Consider the following 23,006-nt stretch of genomic DNA (forward strand, 5'->3'; position numbering starts at 1 on the left):
GGATCGGTCGGGCGGGTTCGTGCCGGACGGGTGGTCGTCGCGGTCAGCGGTCGACGCGGTCGTGCACCGCGGTGTCGACAGCGGCTGCTCGGGGGTCGGACGCGTCCGACGAGTCCGAAGCGTCAGCGGGGAGCGGGTCGGGGGTCGCGCCGGGGCCGGGCAACCGCCAGTCGCCCGGGACGGTGCAGGCGAGCGCTCCGGCGTCGGCGGCCCGGTCGAGCGCGGCGTCCGCGTCGGCCCCCGTGAGCGTCGCCGCGAGCCAGGCCGCCACGAACGCGTCACCGGCGCCGACCGGGTCGACGACGCGCACCGGTGTCGCCGCGCGGCGGGTCGTCCGCCCGTCCACGACCGAGACGGCGCCGCGGGAGCCGAGCTTCACCACGGCACGACCACGGGCCAGGTCGGCGAGCCCACGGGCGAGGTCCTCGTCGGACTGCAGCGGGCTCGCCCCGTCGTCCCCGGCACCGTCCGGGTCACCGAGCAGGATGCGGGCCTCGTCGTCGCCGGCGAAGACCACCGCGGCACGGGCGGCGACGGCGCGGTAGTGCTCCCGGGCGACCGCAGCGTCGAGCAGCTTCTGCCGGTGGTTCACGTCGAAGGACACCGGGACCCCGGCGGCCTCGGCGCGGTCGAGCACCGTGGTGACGGTCCGCCGGGCGGACTCCGAGAGCGCGAGCGTGATGCCGCTGACGTGGACGAGCGCCGACCGCTCGACGAGCCCGGCGGGGACGTCCTCCGGTGCGAGTGCCGAGCCCGCGGAGTGTCGACGGTGGTAGGTCACGCGGGTCCGGCCGTCCCGCAGTCGTTCCTTCATCATGAGCCCGGTCGAACGCTCGGGGTCGACGACCGCGGCGACCTCGACCCCGGCCTGCCCGACGTCCCGCAGGACCCGGTCGCCGGCGGGGTCCGCCCCCACGCGTCCGACCCACGTGGCCGGGACACCCGCGCGGACCAGCCCGATCGCGACGTTGCTCTCCGCCCCGCCGGTGTCGACGCGCATGTGGTCGAGGTCGCACACCTCGCCGACACCGGGGCCGGCCAGCAGGAGCATCGTCTCGCCGAGGGTGAGGACCCCCGTGCCCGCGCTCACCGGGTCACCCCACCCGGTGCCGTGCGACGCAGGGCGAGCTGTGCCGACGAGGACCCGAGCGCGACCGAGATCTCGAGCGCGGTCCGCACGACACCGTCGCCGAGCTCGCGGACCGCCGCCGCCGGGAAGCGGGACGCCAGCCCCGAGATGCTCATCGCGCCGACGACCTGGTTCGCGTGGTCGAGCACGGGCGCGGCCACGCAGCGGATGCCCGGCTCGTTCTCGCGGTCGTCGATCCCGTACCCGCGCGCCCGGGTGCGGTCGACCTCCTGCCGCCAGCGTCCGTCGTCGGTGATCGACTGGTCGGTCATCGCGGTCGCGGGTACGGCGAGCACCGCGCCGAGGAGCCCGGGGTCGCCGAACGCCACGATCGCCTTGCCGGAGGCGGTGTTCCGCATCGGCAGGCGGTGGCCGATCCGTGACCCCATCCGGACCGTTCCGCGGGTCTCGACCTTGTCGACGTAGACGATGTCCGTGCCGTCCGGCACCACCAGGTGACAGGTCAGGCCCGTCGACTCCGCGGTGCGCCGCATGAACGGCGCCGCTGCGGCGCGCAGGTCGATGCCCTCGAGGTAGCTCTGCCCGAGCAGCAGTGCGCCGAGCCCGAGGGTGAAGCCGGCGTCCGGGGTGCGGCGGAGCAGGTCGGTCTCGACCATCGGCGCGGTCAGGCGCAGCACGGTCGACTTCGCGGTGCCGAGGGCCGTCGCGAGCTCGCCGAGCGACACCGAGGCGGCGCCGTTCCGGGTGCGGTCGGCCACGTGGTCGAGGAGCGTCAGGCCCCGGCGGAGCGACAGTGCGGCGTTGCGCGCGGGCACGGGCGACGGCGGCGACTGCTCGTCGTCGGGCATCAGAACCACGTCGCGATCGTCTCGGTGACGGTGTCGTCGTCCGCGAGCACCTGCACCTGCCGCCACTTGTCGAAGACCGTGCACGGGTGGGAGACCCCGAGCACGACGACGTCGCCGGGCGTCAGCCCGGGCGCCCCGTCATCCAGGGCGAGGTAGCAGTGCTGGTCGTCGAGGCGGGTGACGGTGACCGCCCCGGGTGGTGGGACGACCTGCGGGTCGTGTGCCGTGCCTCCCGGCCGGACGCCGCGCACCACCGGCAGGCCCTCGTCGAACGAGACGTCGCGCTTGCCGACCGCGACCAGCGCGCGGCCCGGCTCCGGGCAGGACGTGACGCGGCCCCACACCTCGATCGCCGGGCGGAGCGAGCCCTCCTCCGGGCGGCGGCCGAACGGCGTGCGCTCGGCGTAGAAGCCGTCGTCGTGCGTGAGGTAGGCGCCCGAGCGCAGGAGCACGTCGACGTCGTCCGGGCGGCCCTGCACGGCGTCGACCACCCCGTCGAACCAGGCGCTGCCGCCCATGCTGAGCAGGGTGCGGCCGGCGACGAGACGACGCACGTCGCTGGCGATCGCGAGGACCTCGGCGACCCAGGCGCGTGCGGTGTCGACGTCGGGCAGGCCCCCCTCGTACCCGGTCACCCCGCGGAGGACGAGACCCGCGTCGTGCGCCGCGACGGCGACCTCGCGCGCCTGCTCGGCCGAGCGCACGCCCGTCCGGCCGCCGGGGAACCCGACCTCGACCAGCACGTGGACGGTGCCGTCGACGGAGCGGGCGGCGCTCGCCGCCGCGGTGACACCGGCGACGGAGTCGACGTTGCAGAGCACGTCGGCGTCGGGGTCGACGCTCCGGCGGGAGGCGAGCCAGGCGAGGCCGGCGGGGTCGAGGACCTCGTTGGCGACGAGGATCCGGTGCACGCCGTGTGCCCACGCGACCATGGCCTGCTGGACGGAGGCGACCGTGACGCCCCAGGCGCCGGCACGGACCTGGCGGTCGGCGAGGGCCGGGGCCATGTGCGTCTTCATGTGCGGGGCGAGCAGCAGCCCGTGGCGGTCGACGTACGACTGCATGACGGCGGTGTTGTGGGCGAGGGCGGACTCGCGGAGCGTCATCACCGGGAGGTGCGCGTGGTCGAGGACGTGCCGGCCGAGGACGGGGGCGGCGGGGTCGGCCGCGCCCTTCGTCGTGACGGTGCCGGGCGGGCGGACCGGGTGCCCTGCTGCTGCGGGGGTGGTCGTCATCGGTCCTCCTGCGTCGTGCGGTGTGCTCCTGGGGCAACGCTCCCGGTGCCGGGTCCACCGGGCAACGTCCTCGTCCCGCCCATTCTGCGATGCAGAACGGTGATACGCCCCCGGCGCCTGCCGGCTGCGTCGGGCAGAAACCGAGCGGGCATAGCATTCGACGTGATGACGACGATGACGACGACACGACGACGGGGGAGCACGGCGGTGGCCGTGCTCGTCGCGGGCACCTTCTTCATGGAGCTCCTGGACGGCACGATCCTCGCGACCGCAGCCCCGGCGATGGGCCGCGACCTCGGCGTCGACTCCGCCGCGATCGGTGTCGCGATCACCGCCTACCTCGTCACGCTCGCGGTGTTCATCCCGGTCAGCGGCTGGCTCACCGACCGGGTCGGCTCCCGCACGGTCTTCACCGGCGCGATCGCGCTCTTCACGGTGGCCTCCGCCCTGTGCGCGGCGTCGGAGGGGCTCGTCGAGCTGACGCTCTGGCGGATCCTGCAGGGGCTCGGCGGAGCGCTCATGGTGCCCGTCGGACGGCTCGTCGTCCTGCGGAGCGCCGGACGCGAACAGCTCGTCACCGCCATCGCGATCCTCACCTGGCCCGCACTCGCGGCACCGATCATCGCCCCGTTCGTCGGCGGCGTGCTCGTCGACACCCTCAGCTGGCACTGGATCTTCCTCGTCAACATCCCGCTCGGGGTGATCGCCTTCGTCGCCGCACTGGTCCTCGTGCCGCAGGAGCGCGCTCCGGAACGCGTCCCGTTCGACTGGCGTGGGTCGCTGCTCGCCTGCCTCGGACTCGGGTCGCTCGTGGTGATGGCGTCCCTGCTCGCGCTCGACGAGATCCCCCTGGTCGCGGTCGTCGTGTCGGGCGTGGTCGGGGGCGTCTGCTGCTGGCTCGCCGTGCGGCACTTCCGTCGGGCCCCGCACCCGATCATGGGCCTCGGGTCGTTCCGGCTCGAGACCTTCCGCGTCTCGCACGCCGGGGGCAGCCTGTTCCGGCTCGCCGTGTCGGCCGTGCCGTTCGTGCTGCCGCTGCTCTTCCAGGACGCCTGGGGCTGGAGCGCGGTGCTCGCCGGGTCCGCGGTGCTGTGGGTGTTCGTCGGCAACCTCGGGATCAAGCCGATGACCACGCCGTTCCTCCGCTGGTTCGGCTACCGGCCGGTGATCGTCGTGTCGAGCGCGATCGCAGCGCTGAGCGTCGTCGCGATGGTGTTCCTGACCGAGGACACCCCGTTCTGGCTGCTCGCCGTGCTGCTCGTGGTGAGCGGCGCCGCGCGGTCGGTCGGCTTCACGGCGTACAACACGATCGCCTTCGCCGACGTCGAGCAGGCGGACATGACGCCGGCGAACACGCTCTCGTCGACGCTGCAGCAGGTCGCAGCGGGCTTCGGGGTCGCCGTCGCCGCCGTGGCCATCCGGGCTGCGGCCGGGCTCGGTGGGACCGGGTCCTACGACGTGGCCTTCTGGGTGATCGCCGTGCTCCTCGTGGTCGCCTGTGTCGAGGGTGTCCTGATGAGCCGGACCGCGGGGGACACGGTGCGACCGGCGCGCCGGGTGCGGGCAGCGGCGCGCTGACCGGCGCTGTCCCGCTGTCCGGCGGGGCTGTCGGCCGTCCACTGTCCGTTCGCGACACGGTCACACGATCGGGACCCCGGGTGCGCTACGGTCACAGCAACTGTCCGCGACAGCCGAGTACGGTTGCCGCGGCAGGGTGACCGAGACACCCAGGACGGAAGGCAGCATGGCCGGGCCACAGCAGCAGGGGACGATCGCCGACGACACCGCCGTGCAGCCGACCGAGCTGCGCGTCGTCAGCTACAACCTCCGCGAGCACACCGCCAACAGCGAGCTCGCCGCCCTGGCGGAAGCGTCGCAGGCGGACGTCATCTGCGTGCAGGAGTGCGACAGCAACGACCTCGCGCCGGAGGTCGCCGGGCTGTCGCTCGCCGCCTCCACGAAGGCCAACCGTCTCGGTCTCGCGATCTACAAGCGCGACGACCGCTTCGAGGTGCAGGACTTCAGCATCCACTCGCTGCAGAAGTCGCTGCACGACCGGGTGCTCGCCCCCGCGCACGAACGGCTCATCGCGATGCGGCTCCGCGACACCGAGGCCGAGACGGAGGTCATCGTGGCCTCGTTCCACGCCTCGCCGCTGACGGCCACGAACTCCCTGCGACGCAAGCAGATCGAGGCGGCCCACCAGTTCGTCCGTGAGCTGTCCGACGAGGCTCCGGCGATCATGGTCGGCGACTTCAACTACCCGTGGTTCCAGACGAACCTGCGCCGGAAGATCGAGGAGCACGGCTTCGCGCTGTCGCTGTCGGACCAGCCGACCTACCTGCGCTACCGCAAGTTCACCGGCCACTTCGACTTCGCGACGAGTGTCGGGCTGCACATCGCCGGCGTCGAGACCCTGCCCGCGGGCATCTCCGACCACCGGCCGATCCTGGTCCGCGCGCACTACGAGCACCCCGGCGTCGCGACCGCCGCCGTCGAGGTCCCGGAGACCCCCGCCGCCTGACGCCGCCACGTCGCGGTGCTCGCTGTCCCTCGCCCGCGTTCCGGCACCGTCCCGCCGAACGGGCATGACGTGCCGTGTCCGTCCGTCGAGCGGGCACGTCCGGCCGCCAGCAGCGCCGGGCGTGACGGATCCTGCCCGCTCGCCGTCGGCCGCGCGCAGGTCCGCCGCGCACGGGTCCGCCGAGCACGGAGCCGCGGCCGCCGGGTCCACTCAGCGGGTAGGACATGCCGCGGCTCCGGCGTCGAACGGGTGCGATCGGTCGTCGGCAGCGTCGAGCGTGACGGATCGTGCCCGCCCGACCCGCCCCCGCGGCGGGACGGTACCGCCGACGGACGGGAGGCACGGTGCCAGCTGGCACCGTGCCTCCCGTCCGTCGTCGGTCGCCGGGGCGACCGGTCCGCGCCTCAGCGACGCAGCGTCGCCCGCGCGAGCCGGTTGCCGATGAACTGCCCGAGCTGGACGATCACCACGATCGCCGCCACGGACACGTAGACGATCCACCAGTCGTACCGCTGCGAGCCGTACACGATCGCGTACTCGCCCAGGCCACCGCCACCGATCAGGGCTCCCTGCGCGGTCATGTCGACGATGCCCACGAAGATGAACGTGTAGCCGAGGATGAGCGGTCCGACGCCCTCGGGGATGAGCACCGTCAGCAGGATCGACACGGGGTGGGCCCCGGACGCGCGCGCTGCCTCGACCACGCCCGGGTCGACGGCGAGCAGGTTCTGCTCGACGATCCGGGACACCGCGAAGGACGCCGCGAGCGAGATCGCGAACGTCACCGCGGGGACGCCGATCGTGGTCTGCACGGCGACGCGCGACAGCGGTGCGATCGCGGCCAGGAAGATCACGAACGGGATCGGGCGCACGACGTTCACGAGCACGTTGACGACCGTGTACACCGCCCGGTTGCCGAGCAGGTTGCCCGGACGGGTGGCGTAGAGGACCAACCCGAGCGCGAGGCCGATCACGCCCGCGAAGACGAGGGAGACCAGCGTCATCACGAGGGTGTCGCGGATCGCGGCGAGGAACACGTCGGACGTGTCGATCACGCTCTGGAAGCCGTTGCCGTTCATGCTGCGACCTCCTCGTCGACGGTGACGTGTCCGTCGCGCAGTGCCCCGATCGCGCGGTCGACGGCGGCGGGGTCGTCCGCGGTCAACTCGTAGGTCAGCGACCCGATGCGGCGTTCGCGGATCTCGCCGACGCCGCCGAACACGAGCTCGGCCGACACCCCGGCGATGCGGAAGGCCGCGTCGATCCGGTTCTGCAGGCCGACCTCGTCGGTGATCTGCACCGTGACCAGGCGGCCGCGGTGGTGTTCCCGCAGCCGCGCCAGCTGCTCCGCCGAGGGGCGGTCGTGCAGGGCGGTGCGCACGAAGCGCTGCGCCGCACCGGTCTGCGGCGAGGCGAACACGTCGTAGACGTCGCCGACCTCGACCACGCGGCCGTTCTCCATCACGGCGACCCGGTCGGCGATCCGGCGGACCGCGTCCATCTCGTGCGTGATGACGACGATGGTGACACCGAGCTCGCGGTTCACGCGACGGAGGAGCGCGAGCACCTCGGAGGTGGTGTCCGGGTCGAGGGCGCTCGTGGCCTCGTCGGCGAGGAGCAGCTCGGGGTTCGAGGCGAGCGCGCGGGCGATGCCGACGCGCTGCTTCTGGCCGCCGGACAGCTGCTCGGGGTACGCGTGTGCGCGCTCGAGCAGCCCGACGAAGTCGAGGAGCTCGGCCACACGGCGGTCCCGCTCGGCCTTCGCGACACCCGCGACCTTGAGCGGGTACGCGACGTTGCCGGCGATGGTCCGCGAGCGGAACAGGTTGAACTGCTGGAAGATCATGCCGATCTTCCGGCGGGCCAGGCGGCGTTCCTTCTCCGGGATCGCGGTGAGCTCCCTGCCGCCGACGGTGACCGTGCCGGACGAGGGGAGCTCGAGGGCGTTCACGAGGCGGACGAGGGTGGACTTGCCGGCACCGGAGTACCCGATGACGCCGAGGACCTCTCCCTGGTGCACGTCCAGGGAGACGTCCTCGACGGCCACCACGGTCTCGCCGGTGTCGGCGCGGCGGTAGTGCTTCGAGACGCCGCGGAGTTCGACGAGGGCGGGCACTACTGCTTGGCCGCCTTCGCGTCCTGCTCGACCGTCGCGAGCTCGGCCTGGAGCTTCGTGGCGCTCTCGTCGCGGGCGACGGCCTCGGGCAGGTCCTTGGCGAAGGCCTTCTGCACCGCCGGGTCCTGGAACAGCTTCGCCAGGTCGAGGTAGGTCTTGTTGTCCTTGTCGGCGTCGCGCACCGCGAAGACGTTCACGTAGGGGGCGGCGCTCGCACTGGCCGGGTCGTCCTGGAAGACGATGTCGCTGGTCGGGAGCTTCGCGGCGGTGGCGAAGTTGTTGTTCACGACCGCGGCGGCGACGGAGCCCTGCTGGAGCGCGTTCGCGGTCTGCGAGGCGTCGAGGGGCTGGACGTCGACCTTCGACGACTCGATGTCGGTCGTGGTCGAGAAGGCCGAGCCGCCGTCCTTGAGCTCGAGGAGCTTCGCGGACTGCAGGATGAGGAGCGCGCGCGCCTGGTTGATCGAGTCGTTCGGGATCGCGACCTTCGCACCCTCGGGCAGCTCGCTCGGCTTCGAGTACTGCGTGGCGTACAGCGGCAGCGGGTACACGGCGGTGGAGCCGATCGGCTGCAGGTCGTCGTCCGAGGTGACGTTGTAGTCCGCCAGGTACTGGATGTGCTGGAACTGGTTGATGTCCAGCTGGCCGTCCTTGAGTGCGGGGTTCGGCAGCGAGTAGTCCGAGAAGTTGGTGAGCTCCACCGTCACGCCGAGCTCGTCCTTCGCGAGCTTCGTGTACGTGCTCCAGTAGCCGAGCGACTTGTCGGCGACGCCGATCGTCACGGTCTTCCCGGCGCCGTCACCGGAGGCAGCGCCCTCGGACCCGCCGGAGCGGACGGCCGCCACGACGACGGCGACGACGATCGCGACCACGACGACCGCGGCGGCGATGATCCAGCCGACGGGGCGCCTGCCCTTCGGCTTCTGGGGCAGGACGGGTGCTGCGGACATGGGTGCTCCTCGTGGGGGACGTGCCCGGACGGGTGGGGCGGGGCCGGGCGGGGCGAGCCCGGACGGCGGCGTGCACGGGCGGTGCGTGGGGAGCCGCGGGGGTGCCGCGGCCAGGTTCCGAGTGTGGCTGCCCGCGGCGCGACACGCACGATCCGTTCCGCCGTGTTACATCCGTGCCGTCCTCCACAGGTGCCGCACGGCGAGCACCGGGCGCTGCGGGGCTTGGTTGACTCGGAGCGTGCGCAGCCTCGAACTCGTCCTCGACCCCGACTCCGATGCCGCCGTGCGCGCCGCGTGGGACGCCCTGACGGCAGCCGACCTGCCGAGCCTCGGCCGGTCGGGGACGAACGCCCCGCACGTCACCCTCGCGGCCGGCGACGCGCTGCCGGTCCCGGAGGGGTTCGACGCCGCGGTGCCGACGACGCTCCGGCTCGGTGGCCTCCTGCTGTTCCCCGCCGGCGCCGGGCGGTCCGTGCTCGTCCGTGCCGTCGTCGTGGACCCGGTCCTCGCGGCCTTCCACGCGGCGGTGCACCGGAGGGCACCCGACGCCGTGGAGACCTCGCTGCCCGGCGGCTGGTCGCCGCACGTCACCTTCGCCCGTCGGGTGCGCGACGAGGACCTGCCCGCCGCGGTCGCGACGCTCCGGGCGACCCCGCTGCCGGAGACCCTGACCGTCGGCGGGGTCCGCCACTGGGACGGCGAGACGAAGACGGTCACCCCCGTCGCGTGAGGGGTGGCCCCGGTCGGGAGGCGCGGCTCAGGTCCGCAGCACCCGCGCACCGAACACGGACGCGAACCGCCGCTCCGGGTCGGCCGCCGCCACCAGCCTGCGGAAGTCCGGCAGCCGCGGCCAGAGGGCCTCGACCGCGTCGGCGTCGAGCGAGCTCGTCTTGCCCCAGTGCGGCCGGCCGTCGAACGGCGCGAGCCGAGCTTCGAGGTCCGGCAGCAGCGCCGCGACCGCCTCGGGGTGCTTCCGCCAGGTGAACGCGATGCAGAGGACGTCCTCGCCCTGCGTCGGGCTGAGCCAGGACGGGTCGGCGGCCATCGTGCGGAGCTCGCACACGTGCAGGTGTGGCTGGATGCGGTCGGCGAGCCCGCGGAGGGCCTCCAGTGCGGCGGCAGCGTGCCGCAGCGGGACGAAGTGCTCGCTCTGCACCTCGGACCCGACGCTCGGCACCGCGTCGATCGGGAAGTGCGGCAGCCGGTCCCACCACGGGCCCACGGTGCCGTCGCGAGCGGTGACGTGTCCGTCGGCCAGGCGTCCCGGCAGCCGCGGTGCGCCGAGCAGGGCCTCCGGGACGTCGACGTCGTCGGCGCCGTCCGGCACGCGGGACTTCAGCAGCACCTCGCCGACCTCGTCCCCGAACACCGTGTAGGAGCACACCGAGTAGGCCGCGGCGTGCACGTCGGCCACGTGCGCGACGAACCGGTCCCACGGGATGGGCCCGTACGAGTCCTGGCGCATCCGGTAGGACGGTTCGACGTCCACCTCGACGCGCGTCACGATGCCGAGCAGCCCGAGGTGCAGCACGGCCCCGTCGAAGTCGTCCTCGCCGCGACGGACCGTCCGCACGGCGCCGTCCGCCCCGAGGAGCTCGAACGACCGGACGGCGGTGCTCAGCGACCCGAGCGTCGTGCCCGACCCGTGCGTCCCGGTGGCGATCGCGCCGCCGATCGAGATGTGCGGCAGCGAGCCGGTGTTGTGCAGCGCGACCCCCGCGGCGTCGAGTTCCGGCGCGACCACCCCGTAGCGGGTACCGGCACCCATCGAGGCCGTGCCGGCGGCGGCGTCGACGACGAGGTCCGTGGGGAGCCCCGTCAGGTCGAGCAGCACCCCGTGGGTGTCCGCGACGTCGTTGAACGAGTGGCGGGTGCCGAGCCCGTGCACCCGCTGCGACCGGGTGACGACCTCGGCGGCCTCCTCCAGGGTGCGCGGCCGTTCGACCCGTTCGGCCGAGTAGGTGACCGTACCGGACCAGTTGACCTCGCGCGCCGTCGACCGCATGCCGCCCACGATGTCACGCCGTCGTCGACGTGGCATCGCGGACCGTCGGCCGGTCCGGTGGTGTTCCGGGTCAGTGCATCGCGGGGGCGCCAGCGGGGGCGCCCTCGGGCGTCGCCGGGCGGCGGACGAACGCCGAGGTGAGGATGCCGACGAGGGAGATGACGCCGCCCACCAGGAACGCGGTCTGCACGCCCGAGGCGGTCGCGGCGGCGACCCCGGCGGCGTCCGCGTCGGCTCCCGCCGAGGCCGCACCGATCGTCAGGAGCGTGACGAAGAGCGCTGTCCCCGCGGCACCTGCGAGCTGCTGCGTCGTCCCGAGCACCGCGCTGCCGTGCGAGTACAGCTTCGGCGGCAGGCCACCGAGCGCGGCGGTGAAGAGCGGGGTGAAGGTGAGCGCGAGGCCGATGCTCAGCACGACGTGGGCGCCGAGGACGAACCACACGCTGGTGTCGACCCCGACCGTGGAGAGCGCCCAGAGGACGGCACTGATGATGATCGACCCGGGCACGAGGAGCACGCGGGGGCCGCGGCGGTCGTAGATGCGGCCGACGACGGGGGAGAGCAGCCCCATGATCAGGCCGCCGGGCAGGAGCAGGAGCCCAACGGTCAGCACCTCGAGCCCGAGGACGCGCTCGAGGTAGATCGGCAGCAGGATCAGCGTGCCGAACATCGCCATGAAGCTGATGCCCATCGCGACGATCGGGACCGTGAAGCCCTTCGTGCGGAAGGTCCGGAGATCGAGCAGGGCGCTGTCGGTGCGCTGCAGGCGGGTCTGCCGGACGACGAAGAACGCCAGTGCCGCGAAGCCGACGACCAGGGCGAGGACGGGGACGAGCGGCCCGGTCGACCCGGCCTCGCCGAAGCTGGACAGCCCGAAGACGATCCCGCCGAACGCCACGGCGGAGACCACGACCGACAGGACGTCGAGCGGCGCGCGGCGGGGCGTGGTCACGTTGCGGACCTTGAGCACGCCGAGCACGAGCGCGGCGAGGGCGATCGGCAGCACGAACCCGAACAGCCAGCGCCACGAGAACGCGTTGAGGATCAGGCCCGAGATGGTCGGGCCGACGGCGGGCGCCACCGAGATGACGATCGAGATGTTGCCCATGATGCGGCCGCGGTGCGCGGGCTCGACCAGGTTGAGGACGGTCGTCATGAGCAGCGGCATCATGATCGCGGTGCCGCTGGCCTGCACGATGCGGCCGACGAGCAGCACGGGGAAGCCGGGTGCCGCGAGGGCGACGAGCGTGCCGAGACTGAACAGCGCCATCGCCGCGATGAAGACCTGGCGCGTGCTGAAGCGCTGGAGCAGGAACCCGGTGATCGGGATCACCACCGCCATGGTGAGCAGGAAGCCCGTGGTGAGCCACTGCCCGGTGGCCGCCGAGATGTCGAGGTCCTCCATGAGCCGGGGGAGCGCGACACCCATGATCGTCTCGTTGAGGATGACGACGAACGCGGAGACGAGCAGCAGCCCGATCACGAGTCTGGTCTCGCCGGCGGAGGGCTGCGAGACGCTCCCGGTGCGCGGGGCGGAATCGACGGCCTGGGTCATGCGGGGCTCCTGGGGAGTGACGGGGGAGTACGGCGGAGAGGACGAGGGCGCGCGGACCGCGCAGACAGGGCAACCGCCTGAACGGATCCGAGTATTCCGCTTCCGTGTGTCGTCCTCGTGAACAGGTCCACCCCGTGCGCGGTCAGCGCAGGATCGCGAACCCGTCGCCGTCGCCGTGCGGGACCACGCTGCGTCGGGCGACCTCGGTGACCGTGGCGGTCGGCGGACCGGTGCGGAGGAACGCCATGAGCGCCTCGACCGCCTCGGACGGCCCCTCGGCCTCGACCTCGACGGTCCCGTCGAACAGGTTCCTGGCGTACCCGTCGAGTTCGAGCCCGTCTGCCTTGCGTGCGGTCCAGTACCGGAAGCCGACCCCCTGCACCGAGCCGGACACCACGGCGTGCACCCTCGTCACCGTCGTCATGGCGCCAATGTAGGCACGTCGGGGGCCCCGCACGTTACGACGCTGTTCCGGTTCCGTGAACCGACTGATAGTGTCATCACAACCCGAACACTTCGAGTCATCATGACACAAACACCTCCCACCAGCATCCGCGTCGCGGTCTCCACCGTGATCGTCGCCCTGCGCCCGCACCCCGACACCGGTGCCCCGGCGCTGTGGATGCCGCTCGTGCGCCGCGTCGCCGATCCGTTCGAGGGGTCGTGGGCGCTGCCCGGTGGCTGGGTCGGCCCGGACGAGGGGCTCGAGGACTCCGCCGCGGCGCGCCTGCGCGAGACGACGAACGTGCAGCCGCGGTACCTCGAGCAGCTGTACGCGTTCGGCGACGTCGACCGTTCGCCGAGCCGCGTGGTGTCGATCGTCTACTGGGCGCTCGTCCACCCCGACGAGGCCGAGTCCGTCCCCGACGACTGGAACGTCCGCTGGTTCCTGGCCGACGAGCACCCCGCACTCGCGTTCGACCACGACCACATCGTCGCCTACGCCCTCTGGCGACTCCGCAACAAGGTGTCGTACTCGCGGATCGCGCAGGCGTTCCTCGGGGACCGGTTCACCCTCGCCGAGCTGCGCGGTGTGTACGAGGCCGTGCTCGGGCGGACGCTCGACCCCGCGAACTTCCGTCGACAGGTCGCGCAGTCCGACGCCGTCATCGCGACGGACGAGACCACGAGCGGTGACCGGCACCGCCCGGCTCGGCTGTACCGCTCGAACCCCGACCTGGCCTACGCGGACAACGGCCCGCTGCAGCCCGCCCACCCCCGGCAGCACCACCCGCAGAACCGATAGGAACCACAGTGTCCATCGCCACCACGATCGAGCTCATCTCCAACGGCAAGGCCGACGGCAGCACCTGCACCCCCGACCTCGCCGCGCCGACCTGGGACTTCGACAGCCGCCCGGGCTACGGCCCCGGCTCGTCGATGTCCGACGTCACCCCGACCTCCGCACCGCGGCAGGGGCAGCTCCCCGACGAGTACCGGACCGCGAGCGACGCGGAACTCCACGAGCGCATCGAGCGGGCGAAGGCGACGCTGGGGGACCGGGTCGTCGTGCTCGGCCACTTCTACCAGCGTGACGAGGTCGTCCGGCACGCGGACTTCCTCGGCGACTCGTTCCAGCTCGCCAACGCCGCCCTGACCCGGCCCGACGCCGAGGCCATCGTGTTCTGCGGCGTCCACTTCATGGCGGAGACGGCGGACATCCTCGCCCGTGACGACCAGCGTGTGGTCCTGCCGAACCTCGCCGCCGGGTGCTCGATGGCGGACATGGCCGACATCGACAGCGTCGAGGAGGCCTGGGCCGAGCTCGCCGCCGTGTACGGCACCGAGCCCGACGCCGACGGGCGCGTGCCGGTGATCCCCGTCACGTACATGAACTCCGCCGCCGACCTCAAGGCGTTCTGCGGCCGGAACGGTGGGATCGTCTGCACGTCGTCGAACGCGGCGACCGTGCTCGAGTGGGCGTTCGAGCGGGGGCAGCGCGTGCTGTTCTTCCCCGACCAGCACCTCGGTCGGAACACCGCGAAGGCCATGGGGATCAGCACCGACCGCATGCCCATGTGGAACCCGCGGAAGGCGCTCGGCGGCAACGACGCACAGACCCTGCTCGACGCGCAGGTGGTCCTCTGGCACGGGTTCTGCTCGGTGCACCGCCGGTTCACGGTCGAGCAGATCGACCAGGCCCGTCGGGAGGACCCCGGTGTGCAGGTCATCGTGCACCCCGAGTGCCCGATGGCCGTCGTCGACGCCGCGGACGCTGCGGGCAGCACCGACCTCATCCGCCGGACCGTCGCCGCCGCCACCGAACCGACCTCGTTCGCGATCGGCACCGAGATCAACATGGTGAACCGGCTCGCGGCCGGGTACCCGCAGCACCGGATCACCTGCCTCGACCCCGTCGTCTGCCCCTGCTCGACGATGTACCGGATCCACCCGGGCTACCTCGCCTGGGTGCTCGAGGCACTCGTCCGCGGCGAGGTCCTCAACGAGATCACGGTGCCCGCCGACGTGCAGGCCGACGCCCGGGTCGCGCTCGAGCGCATGCTCGCCGCGAAGCCCCGCGGCTGACGGCCCCGCGCGAGGACACCGGGGACCGCACCGTGCACGTCGTCATCGTCGGGTCCGGCATCGCCGGGCTCACCGCCGCGATCCGCGCCAGCGCCCGCCACGACGTCACCCTGGTGACGAAGGGCGGGCTCGCCGACGGCGCCACCGCCGCTGCCCAGGGCGGGATCGCCGTCGCGCTCGGCGCCGACGACACCGTCGCGCTGCACGAGCACGACACCCACGTCGCGGCCGTCGGTGGGGCCGATGCGCGCGCCGTCGCGCTGCTCTGCGCCGACGGGCCCGCACGGGTGCGGGACCTGCTCGCGCTGGGCGTCCCGTTCGACCGGACGTCGGACCCCGCGTCCCTCGACCGCCACGGCGACGACCTGGCGCGCGGGCGCGAGGCCGCGCACGGTCGCTGGCGCGTCCTGCACGCCGCCGGCGACGCCACGGGTGCCGCGGTCGAGCGCACGCTCGTCGCCGCCCTGCACCGGCAGCACGTCACGGTCCTGGAGCGCACCTGCCTCACCGACCTGGTCGTCCGGGACGGAGTGGTGGTCGGTGTGGAGGTGCTCGACCTGCTCGGCGAGCCCCGACGCATCGAGGCGGACACGGTCGTGCTCGCCTCCGGGGGCGCCGGCCACCTGTACCGCGAGACGACCAACCCGCTGGTCGCGACCGGCGACGGCGTCGCAGCGGCCTGGCGGGCGGGGGCCGTCCTCGCCGACCTGGAGTTCGTCCAGTTCCACCCGACCCGGCTGGCCGTGCCCGACGGTGGGCTCGTCTCCGAGGCGGTCCGCGGCGAGGGTGCCGTCCTGCGCGACGCCGCCGGACGACGCTTCATGAGCGCCGTGCACCCGGACGCCGAGCTGGCGCCGCGCGACGTGGTCGCCCGCGGCATCGCGGCCGCCGTCCGCGACCAGGGCGGCGCCCCCGTGCTCCTCGACGCCACGGGGCTCGGCGCGGACCGGCTCGTCGCACGCTTCCCCGGCCTCACCCGCGCGACCCGCGCGGCCGGCTTCGACTGGACGCGGGAGGGCGTGCCGGTCGCCCCGGCCGCGCACTACGCGATGGGCGGGATCGCCACCGACAGCGAGGGGCGCACCAGCCTCCCCGGACTGCTCGCCGTCGGCGAGGCCGCCTGCACCGGCGTCCACGGCGCCAACCGACTCGCGTCGAACTCCCTGCTCGAGGGGCTCGTCTTCGGCGTGCGGACCGCCGACCAGATCGGTGCCCCACGACCCGCGCAGCTGCGCCTGCGCGGCGACGCGGCCCTGCCCGTGCGCTCCGTCCCCGACGACCAGGTGGGCACGGAGGCGGAGCCGCACCGTGCCTCCCGGCCGGACGGAGGGGCGCCGGGATCGACGCCGCACGGGACGGACCGCAGCGGACGGCCTGGAGGCGCCGCCCACCCGGACCGTGCCACCGACCTCCGGCAGGCGGTCCAGGCCGAGATGACGGAGCGGGTCGGCCTGCTCCGGGACGCGGACGGACTCGCCGCCGCGCACCGCGCGCTCGCTGCGCTCCGGTCACCGGTGGCGCGCACCGTGCGGGACCACGAGGACCGCGCCCTGCTCGACCTGGCGCGGGTCACCGCGCTCGCCGCGGGGTCCCGGACCGAGTCGCGCGGGGCGCACGCGCGCACCGACCACCCGGAGACCGATCCCTCCGCGCCGGTGTCGACCGGGTGGGTCCGTGCCGCCCGACGCGGCAGCGCCCCGGCCTCCGTCCCGACCAGCAGCACCGCGCAGTCCAGCAGCACCGCGCCCGTCCAACAGGGAGTCCCCGCATGACCACCACCACCGCAGTCGACCCCGGGACGATCCCGCCGCACGCCCTGCGTCGCGTGATCGAGACGGCGCTCGAGGAGGACGCCCCGTGGGGTGACGTCACGAGCGAGACGCTCATCCCCGTCGACGCCCGTGCGACCGCGACCCTGGCTGCCCGCGAACCCGGCGTGCTGTCCGGCGGCGCGGTGTTCGCCGCCGTGATGCACGCCGTCGACCCCACGGTGCGCACGGAGCTGCACCTGGCCGACGGCGAGCCCTTCGACGCCGGACAGGTCCTCGCCACGGTGCACGGACCCGCGCGCTCGGTCCTGCGCGCCGAGCGGGTGGGGCTCAACCTGGTGCAGCGGATGTCCGGCATCGCGACCGTCACCGCGCGGTACGTCGCAGCCGTCTCGGGGACGGGCGCACGGATCGTCGACACCCGCAAGACCACCCCGGGCCTGCGGGCCGTCGAGCGGTACGCCGTGCGCTGCGGCGGTGGCCACAACCACCGGAACTCGCTGTCCGACGCCGTCCTCGCCAAGGACAACCACCTGGCCGTGCTGCTCGCCGGCGGCTCCGCGATCGGCGACGCCGTCCGCGGAGCCCGTGGTCGGCTCGGGCACACGGTCCACCTGGAGGTCGAGGTCGACCGGCTCGACCAGGTCGAACCCGTCGTCGCGGCCGGTGTCGACACGATCATGCTCGACAACTTCACGCCGGAGCAGCTCGTCGAGGGCGTGCGGCTGGTCGCGGGCCGTGCGCTCGTCGAGGCCTCCGGCGGGGTCTCGCTCGACACGGTCGGCGCGATCGCGCACACCGGGGTCGACGTCGTCTCCGTCGGCGCACTCACCCACTCGGCGCGGGCACTCGACCTCGGGCTCGACGTCGACGTGACCGGCGGCTGATCCGGTGTTCTACCTCGACCGCGCCGCGACCACCCCGGTCCGCCGCGAGGTGCTCGAGGCGATGTGGCCGTACCTCACCGGTGTCTTCGGCAACCCGTCGTCCACGCACGGGGTGGGCGAGGCGGCGGCCCGGGGACTCGCCGACGCCCGGGCGACGATCGCCCGCTTCCTCGGGTGCCGTCCGGGCGAGGTCGTCCTCACCACCGGCGGCACCGAGGGTGCGAACACCGCGATCAAGGGCATCGCGCTCGCGGGACCCCGCGGCCGGCACGTCGTCACGAGCGCGATCGAGCACGAGGCGGTGCTCGAGAGCTGCCGGTACCTGGAGCGCCACCACGGGTTCACCGTCACGCTCGTGCCGGTCGAACGCGACGGGACCGTGACGCCCGAGGCGCTCGCGCGGGTCGTCCGTCCGGACACCACGCTCGTCTCGGTGGCACACGCCGACAACGAGGTCGGCACCGTGCAGGACCTCCCGGCCCTCGCGGCGGTCGCGCACCGCGTCGGCGCCCGGTTCCACACCGACGCCGTGCAGAGCGCTCCGTGGCTGCCCCTCGGGCTCGACCAGCTCGGCGTCGACGCGCTGTCGTTCTCCGGGCACAAGCTCGGCGCCCCGAAGGGCACCGGCGCACTCGCGGTCCGGGGTGGGGTACCGCTCGAGCCGCTGCTGCACGGCGGGGGACAGGAGCGGGGGAGACGGTCGGGGACCGAGGACGTCGCCGGAGCGGTCGCCCTCGCCACCGCGGTGTCGCTCGTCGAGGGGGCCCGGGGCGCCGCTGCCGCCCGTGCGACCGCGACCCGGGACGCCGTGGTCGAGGGCGTGCTGGCCTCGGTGCCCGGTGCCGTGCTGACCGGGGCGGCGCCGGTCGGGTCGGCGCTGGCCGGGACGGGTCGGCTCCCGGGGCACGCGTCGTTCTGCTTCCCGGCGGTGCCGGGTGGTCCGCCGGCGGTCAACGGCGAGACCGTGCTGCTCGAACTCGAGGAGCGCGACGTCGTGACCTCCTCCGGGAGCGCCTGTGCCGCGGGGAGCACCGAGGCCTCCCACGTCCTCACCGCCCTCGGACTGTCGGAGGACACCGCGCGCACGGCCCTGCGACTGACGTTCGACGACGGGCTCACGGACGAGGACGTCGACGTCGTCGTGCGGGCGGTCGCCGCGTCGGTCGCCGTGGTCCGGCGCCTGAGCTGAGTGTACTAGACGTTCTACTCCATAGTTGGGGGTGATGTCCCCCCTTCTGCGGACAGCGATCGTCCGTCACGATGGAGCCATGGCGAACGCGATCACGACCAGGGACCGACAGGAGGTCCCCTTCCGTGCGGTCCAGCTCCTGCCGGCACCCGCGACCGTGGTCGCCATCGCACTCGCCGCGCAGCACGACCTCGGCACCGCCCCGCTCGGCGCCATCGCGACCGTGGGGGCACTCGCCACCGTCGTGAGCGCCCTGCTCCCGACGGTCGGCACCGCGGCACTCCGTCGGGCCATGCCCGCCCCCAGCGAGACGGACCGGTACCGAGGAGACACCGAACACCTCTGAGGAACCCACCACCCGAGGCCAGCACCGCGCGGTCCCGTCCCCCCGGGGCGCGCGGTGCTCATGACCGGACGCAGCACCCCTGACCGCGTCCGGCGCCGGACACGACATCCCCTGTCGTCGTGCCCGAGCGGCCGCCGCGCCCGTCGTGGACGCGGCGCCGGACCCTGACCGGCGCCGCACCCCCTGTCAGTCCACGACGGGTCGCGGTGGCGTCGAACGGCCGCGCGGCTCCCGTCCCGCCGTCGAGCGGCCGACCGGTCGTCGTGCCCGGGGGTGAGCGTGTCAGCGTGTCAGCGTGCCGGCGGCGCGGGGATACCCGGCCAGACGTAGTCCAGGTCGTCGGGCACGTCGGGGAACAATGGTCGGTAGTGCTCCGGCGCCTTCTGCACGAGCTTCGACCGGTGCGACGCGTGCACCGCCGGGTCGGCGTTCCACGCGGGCACCGCGAAGTCGCCGCGCTCGTACGCGACCAGGTCCTCGGGGACCAGCCCGAGGTCGGCCAGGGTCTTCTCCAGGCAGGTGTCGGCGTGCCCGCGCTCGAGCCACACCCGGCACGTCGCGTCCTGGTAGGCCATCAGCGCCGGGCGGTACCCGCGCCACATGGCGACGACGGGGTGGTGCTGCCAGCCGTAGTCCGGCAGGGTCAACGCCCGCATCACCTGCAGGGTCTCGACGCGCTGCTTGCCGAGTCGCTTGTCGTCGAGGACCTCGGCCGAGGCGCGGAAGTCGGCGTACGGCAGGAACGTCTGCATCACCCGGACGGTACCCGCGCGTGCTGGTGGGCGACACAAGTCGTCACACCCGGACGGGCCCTCGGACGACGTGTGAGCATCGACCGCATGGACGGAGCACTCGTCGTCGGCGTCAGCGGCAGCCCATCGGACCCCTCGCGCACCTCGACCCTGGTCGGGGCGACCGTGGCGCGCATGGCTGAGGACCTGCCGGACGCCCGGACCGCACAGGTCGAGATCGGACCCCTGCTCGCGGACCTCGGTGCCGCGCCCTCCCGCGAGGCGATGTCGGACTGCACCCGGCGAGCGCTCGAGACCGTCGAGGCAGCGGACGTGCTCGTCGTCGGCAGCCCGGCGTTCCGGGCCGCCTACTCCGGTGCCTTCAAGCTCTTCTTCGACTGGGTGGGGCAGTACGACCTCGTCGACACCCCGGTGCTCCTGACCGCCACGGGCGGCAGCGACCGGCACGCACTGCTCGTCGAGCACCAGATGCGGCCGCTGTTCGGCTTCTTCCAGTCGACGACCCTGCCGCTCGGCGTGTTCGGGAACGAGCGCGACTTCACCAAGCGCGAGGGCGGGTACGACATCGCCAGCGTCGACCTCGAGCTGCGCATCGACCAGGCGGTCCGGCGCGCGCTGCCGATCGTCCGCGGAGGGTTCGCCGCCGTCGGCGCCGACGACGTCCGCCGTCCCGCCGACTTCTAGTCGCCGCCCGCCCGCCGCTCGCGGTCGCACGACGCGCCGCCGGTCGCGCCGCCGAGCGGGCACGACACGCCGCGCGTCTTCCGCCGAGGGGGCGATGTAGTCACGGTCGAGCGCGACCGTGACGTACATCGCCCGCTCGGAACCTCACCGGGACGGGACGGGACGGACGGGACGTCTGGACGCGGGGCGGACGGGAGGCGCGTGGCGGGCGGGTGCCGCGCCTCCAGGCCGTCAGTCGGTCGGGTCGGCCACCAGCGACGCGACGTGGGCGACCGCCAGGCGGTAGCCGTCGGCGCCCGCACCGGCGATGACCGCGGTCGCCGCGGTCGCGACGTGGTCGACGTGCCGGAACGGCTCGCGCTTCCACGTGTTCGAGAGGTGCACCTCGACGACCGGGACGCTCAGTGCCTCGACCGCGTCGTGCAGCGCGACCGAGGTGTGCGCGTAGGCGGCGGGGTTGACGACCACCGCGACGAAGTCGTCGAGCGCCTCGTGCAGCCACTCGACGAGCTCGCCCTCGCGGTTGGTCTGCCGGAAGTCCGCCTCGAGCTCGTGGACCGCCGCCTCCGTGTGCACGATCGCCTCGAGCTCGGCGAGCGTCACGGTGCCGTACTGTGCCGGGTCGCGACGCCCGAGGATGTCGAGGTTCGGCCCGTTCAGGACGAGGATCCGCCGGGGGCGTGTCGTGGTGTCGGTGACCGGCTCGCTCATGGGGAGAGCCTACCGAGCGACGGGGCTGCGGCCACGGCGACGGATGCGCGAGCTATGTGAACGGTCACATCGCGGTGTAACGTTCCCGCTCGGGTCGGCGCAGTTGCCGACTGCAACACACTGATGTGGAGATCGCATGGTTCTCGCTGCGGCGACCAACGGGATCCGGCTCGAACTGGGCTGGGTCGACTACTTGATGATCATCGTGTACTTCGCGGTGGTCATCGGCATCGGGTTCACCGCCCGCAAGCAGGTCCGGACGAGCATGGACTTCTTCCTGTCCGGCCGCTCGATGCCGGCCTGGATCACGGGCCTCGCCTTCGTGTCCGCGAACCTCGGCGCGACCGAGATCCTCGGCATGGCGGCGAACGGCGCACAGATCGGCATGGCGACGCTGCACTACTACCTCATCGGTGCCGTGCCCGCGATGGTGTTCCTCGGGCTCGTGATGATGCCCTTCTACTACGGGTCCAAGGTCCGGTCGGTGCCGGAGTTCATGCTCCGCCGCTTCGGCAAGGCGCCGCACCTGGTGAACTCGATCGCGTTCGCGGTGTCGAACGTGCTCATCGCCGGCATCAACCTCTACGCCATGGCGATCGTCATCGAGGCGATGCTCGGCTGGCCGGAGTGGCTCGCGATCCTGGTGTCCGCCGCGTTCGTGCTCGCCTACATCACCCTCGGTGGCCTGAGCAGCGCGATCTACAACGAGGTCATGCAGTTCTTCGTGATCATCGCGGGCCTCGTGCCGCTGACGATCGTCGGCCTGCACCGTGTCGGCGGGTGGGGCGGTCTCACCGAGGCCATCAAGCAGACCCAGGGCGTGCAGCACCTGCAGGCCTGGACGGGCACCGGCATCGGCGACGTCACGAACCCGATCGGGGCGAACTGGCTCGCCATCGTGCTCGGCCTCGGCTTCGTGCTCTCCTTCGGCTACTGGACGACGAACTTCACCGAGGTGCAGCGCGCGTTCTCGGCGAAGAACATGTCGGCAGCCCGCCGGACCCCGCTCATCGCGGCGATCCCGAAGCTCTTCATCCCGTTCATCGTCGTCGTGCCGGGGCTCATCGCCGCGGCCGTCGTGGGCAACCAGTTCGCCTCGGGGGAGCTGACCTACAACGACGCGATCCCGAAGCTCATCCAGATGTACCTGCCGACCGGCGTGCTCGGCATCGCCGTGACGGGTCTGCTCGCCTCGTTCATGGCGGGCATGGCGGCGAACGTCTCCTCGTTCAACACCGTCTTCACGTACGACATCTGGCAGCGGTACATCAAGCCGAACATGCCCGACCTGCACTACCTGAAGACCGGTCGCTGGGTCACGGTCGTCGGCGTGGTCGTCGGCATCGGCACGGCGTTCCTCGCCGCGCAGGCCGGCAACATCATGACCTACATGCAGACGCTGTTCTCGTTCTTCAACGCACCGCTCTTCGGCGTCTTCATCCTCGGACTGCTGTGGAAGCGGATGACCACCCAGGGCGCGCTCTGGGGCTACGTGCTCGGCATCGTGACGCCGACGATCACCTGGATCGCGTACCTCGTGAACCCGTCGCTGTTCTCGACGGCGACCGCCGAGACGATGTACGGCGCGATCATCTCGTTCGTCACGGTGCTCGTCGTCGGCGTGCTCGTCTCGCTCGCCACGAAGCCGAAGGACGTGTCGGAGCTCGGCGGCCTGGTGTACGGCGTCGGCAAGATCGACATGACCGCCGGAGCCGTCGCGACGGACACCGCCTGGTACCGCTCGCCCGCGCTGCTCGGCACCGTCGCGCTCGTGCTGTGCGTCGCCCTCTACCTGCCGTTCCTCTAGGCCCGGACCCGA

22 protein-coding genes are annotated in these 23,006 nt (G+C 73.0%); 11 read left to right on the top strand and 11 right to left on the bottom strand.

Going from position 1 to position 23,006, the window contains the following annotated elements; all coding sequences use genetic code 11:
* Window positions 1-43 precede the first annotated feature (43 nt).
* Genes ACIQFY_RS06455 through ACIQFY_RS06465 form a run of 3 tightly spaced genes read right to left on the bottom strand, consistent with a single transcriptional unit; the run spans window position 44 to window position 3,173 of the window.
* A complete protein-coding gene (locus tag ACIQFY_RS06455) occupies window positions 44-1,090 on the bottom strand; it encodes a sugar kinase (RefSeq protein ID WP_400338876.1) in 1,047 nt (348 codons plus the stop codon).
* Window positions 1,087-1,938: an IclR family transcriptional regulator gene (locus tag ACIQFY_RS06460; protein WP_400339239.1), complete on the bottom strand. Its 852-nt coding sequence runs from the start codon at window positions 1,936-1,938 to the stop codon at window positions 1,087-1,089. The genes ACIQFY_RS06455 and ACIQFY_RS06460 overlap by 4 nt, the downstream gene beginning before the upstream one ends.
* Window positions 1,938-3,173 (bottom strand): alanine racemase, encoded by a 1,236-nt coding sequence (locus ACIQFY_RS06465; RefSeq protein WP_326495400.1) that lies wholly within the window; start codon window positions 3,171-3,173, stop codon window positions 1,938-1,940. The genes ACIQFY_RS06460 and ACIQFY_RS06465 overlap by 1 nt, the downstream gene beginning before the upstream one ends.
* A gap of 165 nt (window positions 3,174-3,338) precedes the next feature.
* Between ACIQFY_RS06465 and ACIQFY_RS06470 the strand changes: the two genes are divergently transcribed.
* Window positions 3,339-4,751, top strand: coding sequence for an MFS transporter (locus ACIQFY_RS06470; RefSeq protein ID WP_400338879.1), 1,413 nt, complete (start codon window positions 3,339-3,341; stop codon window positions 4,749-4,751).
* A gap of 166 nt (window positions 4,752-4,917) precedes the next feature.
* Window positions 4,918-5,697, top strand: a complete 780-nt coding sequence (locus tag ACIQFY_RS06475; protein ID WP_251154580.1) for an endonuclease/exonuclease/phosphatase family protein — start codon at window positions 4,918-4,920, stop codon at window positions 5,695-5,697.
* 404 nt (window positions 5,698-6,101) lie between these two features.
* Here ACIQFY_RS06475 and ACIQFY_RS06480 read toward each other — a convergent pair whose 3' ends face one another.
* Genes ACIQFY_RS06480 through ACIQFY_RS06490 form a run of 3 tightly spaced genes read right to left on the bottom strand, consistent with a single transcriptional unit; the run spans window position 6,102 to window position 8,763 of the window.
* Window positions 6,102-6,776: an ABC transporter permease subunit gene (locus tag ACIQFY_RS06480; protein ID WP_326495402.1), complete on the bottom strand. Its 675-nt coding sequence runs from the start codon at window positions 6,774-6,776 to the stop codon at window positions 6,102-6,104.
* Window positions 6,773-7,813, bottom strand: coding sequence for a methionine ABC transporter ATP-binding protein (locus ACIQFY_RS06485; protein ID WP_326495403.1), 1,041 nt, complete (start codon window positions 7,811-7,813; stop codon window positions 6,773-6,775). The genes ACIQFY_RS06480 and ACIQFY_RS06485 overlap by 4 nt, the downstream gene beginning before the upstream one ends.
* Window positions 7,813-8,763, bottom strand: coding sequence for a MetQ/NlpA family ABC transporter substrate-binding protein (locus tag ACIQFY_RS06490; RefSeq protein WP_326495404.1), 951 nt, complete (start codon window positions 8,761-8,763; stop codon window positions 7,813-7,815). Before ACIQFY_RS06490 ends, ACIQFY_RS06485 begins: the two co-directional genes overlap by 1 nt.
* A 238-nt stretch (window positions 8,764-9,001) precedes the next feature.
* Between ACIQFY_RS06490 and ACIQFY_RS06495 the strand changes: the two genes are divergently transcribed.
* Entirely contained in the window at window positions 9,002-9,493 is a 492-nt protein-coding gene (locus ACIQFY_RS06495) for a 2'-5' RNA ligase family protein (RefSeq protein ID WP_400338882.1), read from the top strand.
* 27 nt (window positions 9,494-9,520) lie between these two features.
* Here ACIQFY_RS06495 and ACIQFY_RS06500 read toward each other — a convergent pair whose 3' ends face one another.
* From ACIQFY_RS06500 to ACIQFY_RS06510, 3 genes are all read right to left on the bottom strand, one after another.
* Window positions 9,521-10,804 carry a D-arabinono-1,4-lactone oxidase gene (locus ACIQFY_RS06500; protein WP_400338884.1) on the bottom strand — a complete coding sequence of 428 codons (1,284 nt, stop codon included), beginning with the start codon at window positions 10,802-10,804 and terminating at the stop codon, window positions 9,521-9,523.
* A gap of 34 nt (window positions 10,805-10,838) precedes the next feature.
* A complete protein-coding gene (locus ACIQFY_RS06505; RefSeq protein WP_400338886.1) occupies window positions 10,839-12,323 on the bottom strand; it encodes an MDR family MFS transporter in 1,485 nt (494 codons plus the stop codon).
* 142 nt (window positions 12,324-12,465) lie between these two features.
* Window positions 12,466-12,747 (bottom strand): acylphosphatase, encoded by a 282-nt coding sequence (locus tag ACIQFY_RS06510; protein ID WP_326495407.1) that lies wholly within the window; start codon window positions 12,745-12,747, stop codon window positions 12,466-12,468.
* A gap of 102 nt (window positions 12,748-12,849) precedes the next feature.
* On the opposite strand from ACIQFY_RS06510, the gene ACIQFY_RS06515 reads away from it, so the two are divergent.
* The 6 genes from ACIQFY_RS06515 (at window position 12,850) to ACIQFY_RS06540 (ending at window position 19,040) form a co-directional block, all read left to right on the top strand.
* A complete protein-coding gene (locus ACIQFY_RS06515; RefSeq protein WP_311206096.1) occupies window positions 12,850-13,569 on the top strand; it encodes an NrtR DNA-binding winged helix domain-containing protein in 720 nt (239 codons plus the stop codon).
* Window positions 13,570-13,577: 8 nt separating this feature from the next.
* Window positions 13,578-14,849: a quinolinate synthase NadA gene (gene nadA, locus ACIQFY_RS06520; protein WP_400338890.1), complete on the top strand. Its 1,272-nt coding sequence runs from the start codon at window positions 13,578-13,580 to the stop codon at window positions 14,847-14,849.
* Window positions 14,850-14,881: 32 nt separating this feature from the next.
* The gene (locus ACIQFY_RS06525) at window positions 14,882-16,621 is read left to right on the top strand and encodes an L-aspartate oxidase (RefSeq protein ID WP_400338893.1); all 1,740 of its coding nucleotides are present in this window, start codon (window positions 14,882-14,884) and stop codon (window positions 16,619-16,621) included.
* Entirely contained in the window at window positions 16,618-17,505 is an 888-nt protein-coding gene (gene nadC / locus ACIQFY_RS06530) for a carboxylating nicotinate-nucleotide diphosphorylase (RefSeq protein ID WP_400338895.1), read from the top strand. The genes ACIQFY_RS06525 and nadC overlap by 4 nt, the downstream gene beginning before the upstream one ends.
* A 4-nt stretch (window positions 17,506-17,509) precedes the next feature.
* Window positions 17,510-18,694 (top strand): cysteine desulfurase family protein, encoded by a 1,185-nt coding sequence (locus ACIQFY_RS06535; RefSeq protein WP_400338898.1) that lies wholly within the window; start codon window positions 17,510-17,512, stop codon window positions 18,692-18,694.
* 79 nt (window positions 18,695-18,773) lie between these two features.
* Window positions 18,774-19,040, top strand: a complete 267-nt coding sequence (locus tag ACIQFY_RS06540; protein ID WP_066655361.1) for a hypothetical protein — start codon at window positions 18,774-18,776, stop codon at window positions 19,038-19,040.
* 290 nt (window positions 19,041-19,330) lie between these two features.
* Here the strand turns inward: ACIQFY_RS06540 and ACIQFY_RS06545 are convergent, their stop codons facing one another.
* Complete coding sequence (locus tag ACIQFY_RS06545; protein WP_400338900.1) at window positions 19,331-19,792, bottom strand: MSMEG_6728 family protein; 462 nt, start codon at window positions 19,790-19,792, stop codon at window positions 19,331-19,333.
* Between the two features lie 87 nt (window positions 19,793-19,879).
* Between ACIQFY_RS06545 and ACIQFY_RS06550 the strand changes: the two genes are divergently transcribed.
* A complete protein-coding gene (locus tag ACIQFY_RS06550; RefSeq protein ID WP_400338902.1) occupies window positions 19,880-20,476 on the top strand; it encodes an NAD(P)H-dependent oxidoreductase in 597 nt (198 codons plus the stop codon).
* A gap of 231 nt (window positions 20,477-20,707) precedes the next feature.
* On the opposite strand, the gene aroQ is transcribed toward ACIQFY_RS06550, so the two are convergent.
* Window positions 20,708-21,187 carry a type II 3-dehydroquinate dehydratase gene (gene aroQ / locus ACIQFY_RS06555; protein WP_326495414.1) on the bottom strand — a complete coding sequence of 160 codons (480 nt, stop codon included), beginning with the start codon at window positions 21,185-21,187 and terminating at the stop codon, window positions 20,708-20,710.
* A gap of 136 nt (window positions 21,188-21,323) precedes the next feature.
* Here aroQ and ACIQFY_RS06560 point away from each other — a divergent pair, with 136 nt between their 5' ends.
* Window positions 21,324-22,994: a sodium:solute symporter family protein gene (locus ACIQFY_RS06560; RefSeq protein ID WP_066655354.1), complete on the top strand. Its 1,671-nt coding sequence runs from the start codon at window positions 21,324-21,326 to the stop codon at window positions 22,992-22,994.
* The last annotated feature ends 12 nt before the right edge of the window (window positions 22,995-23,006 follow it).

It is taken from the genome of Curtobacterium sp. NPDC092190, from assembly GCF_044755625.1.
Classification (GTDB): Bacteria; Actinomycetota; Actinomycetes; order Actinomycetales; family Microbacteriaceae; genus Curtobacterium.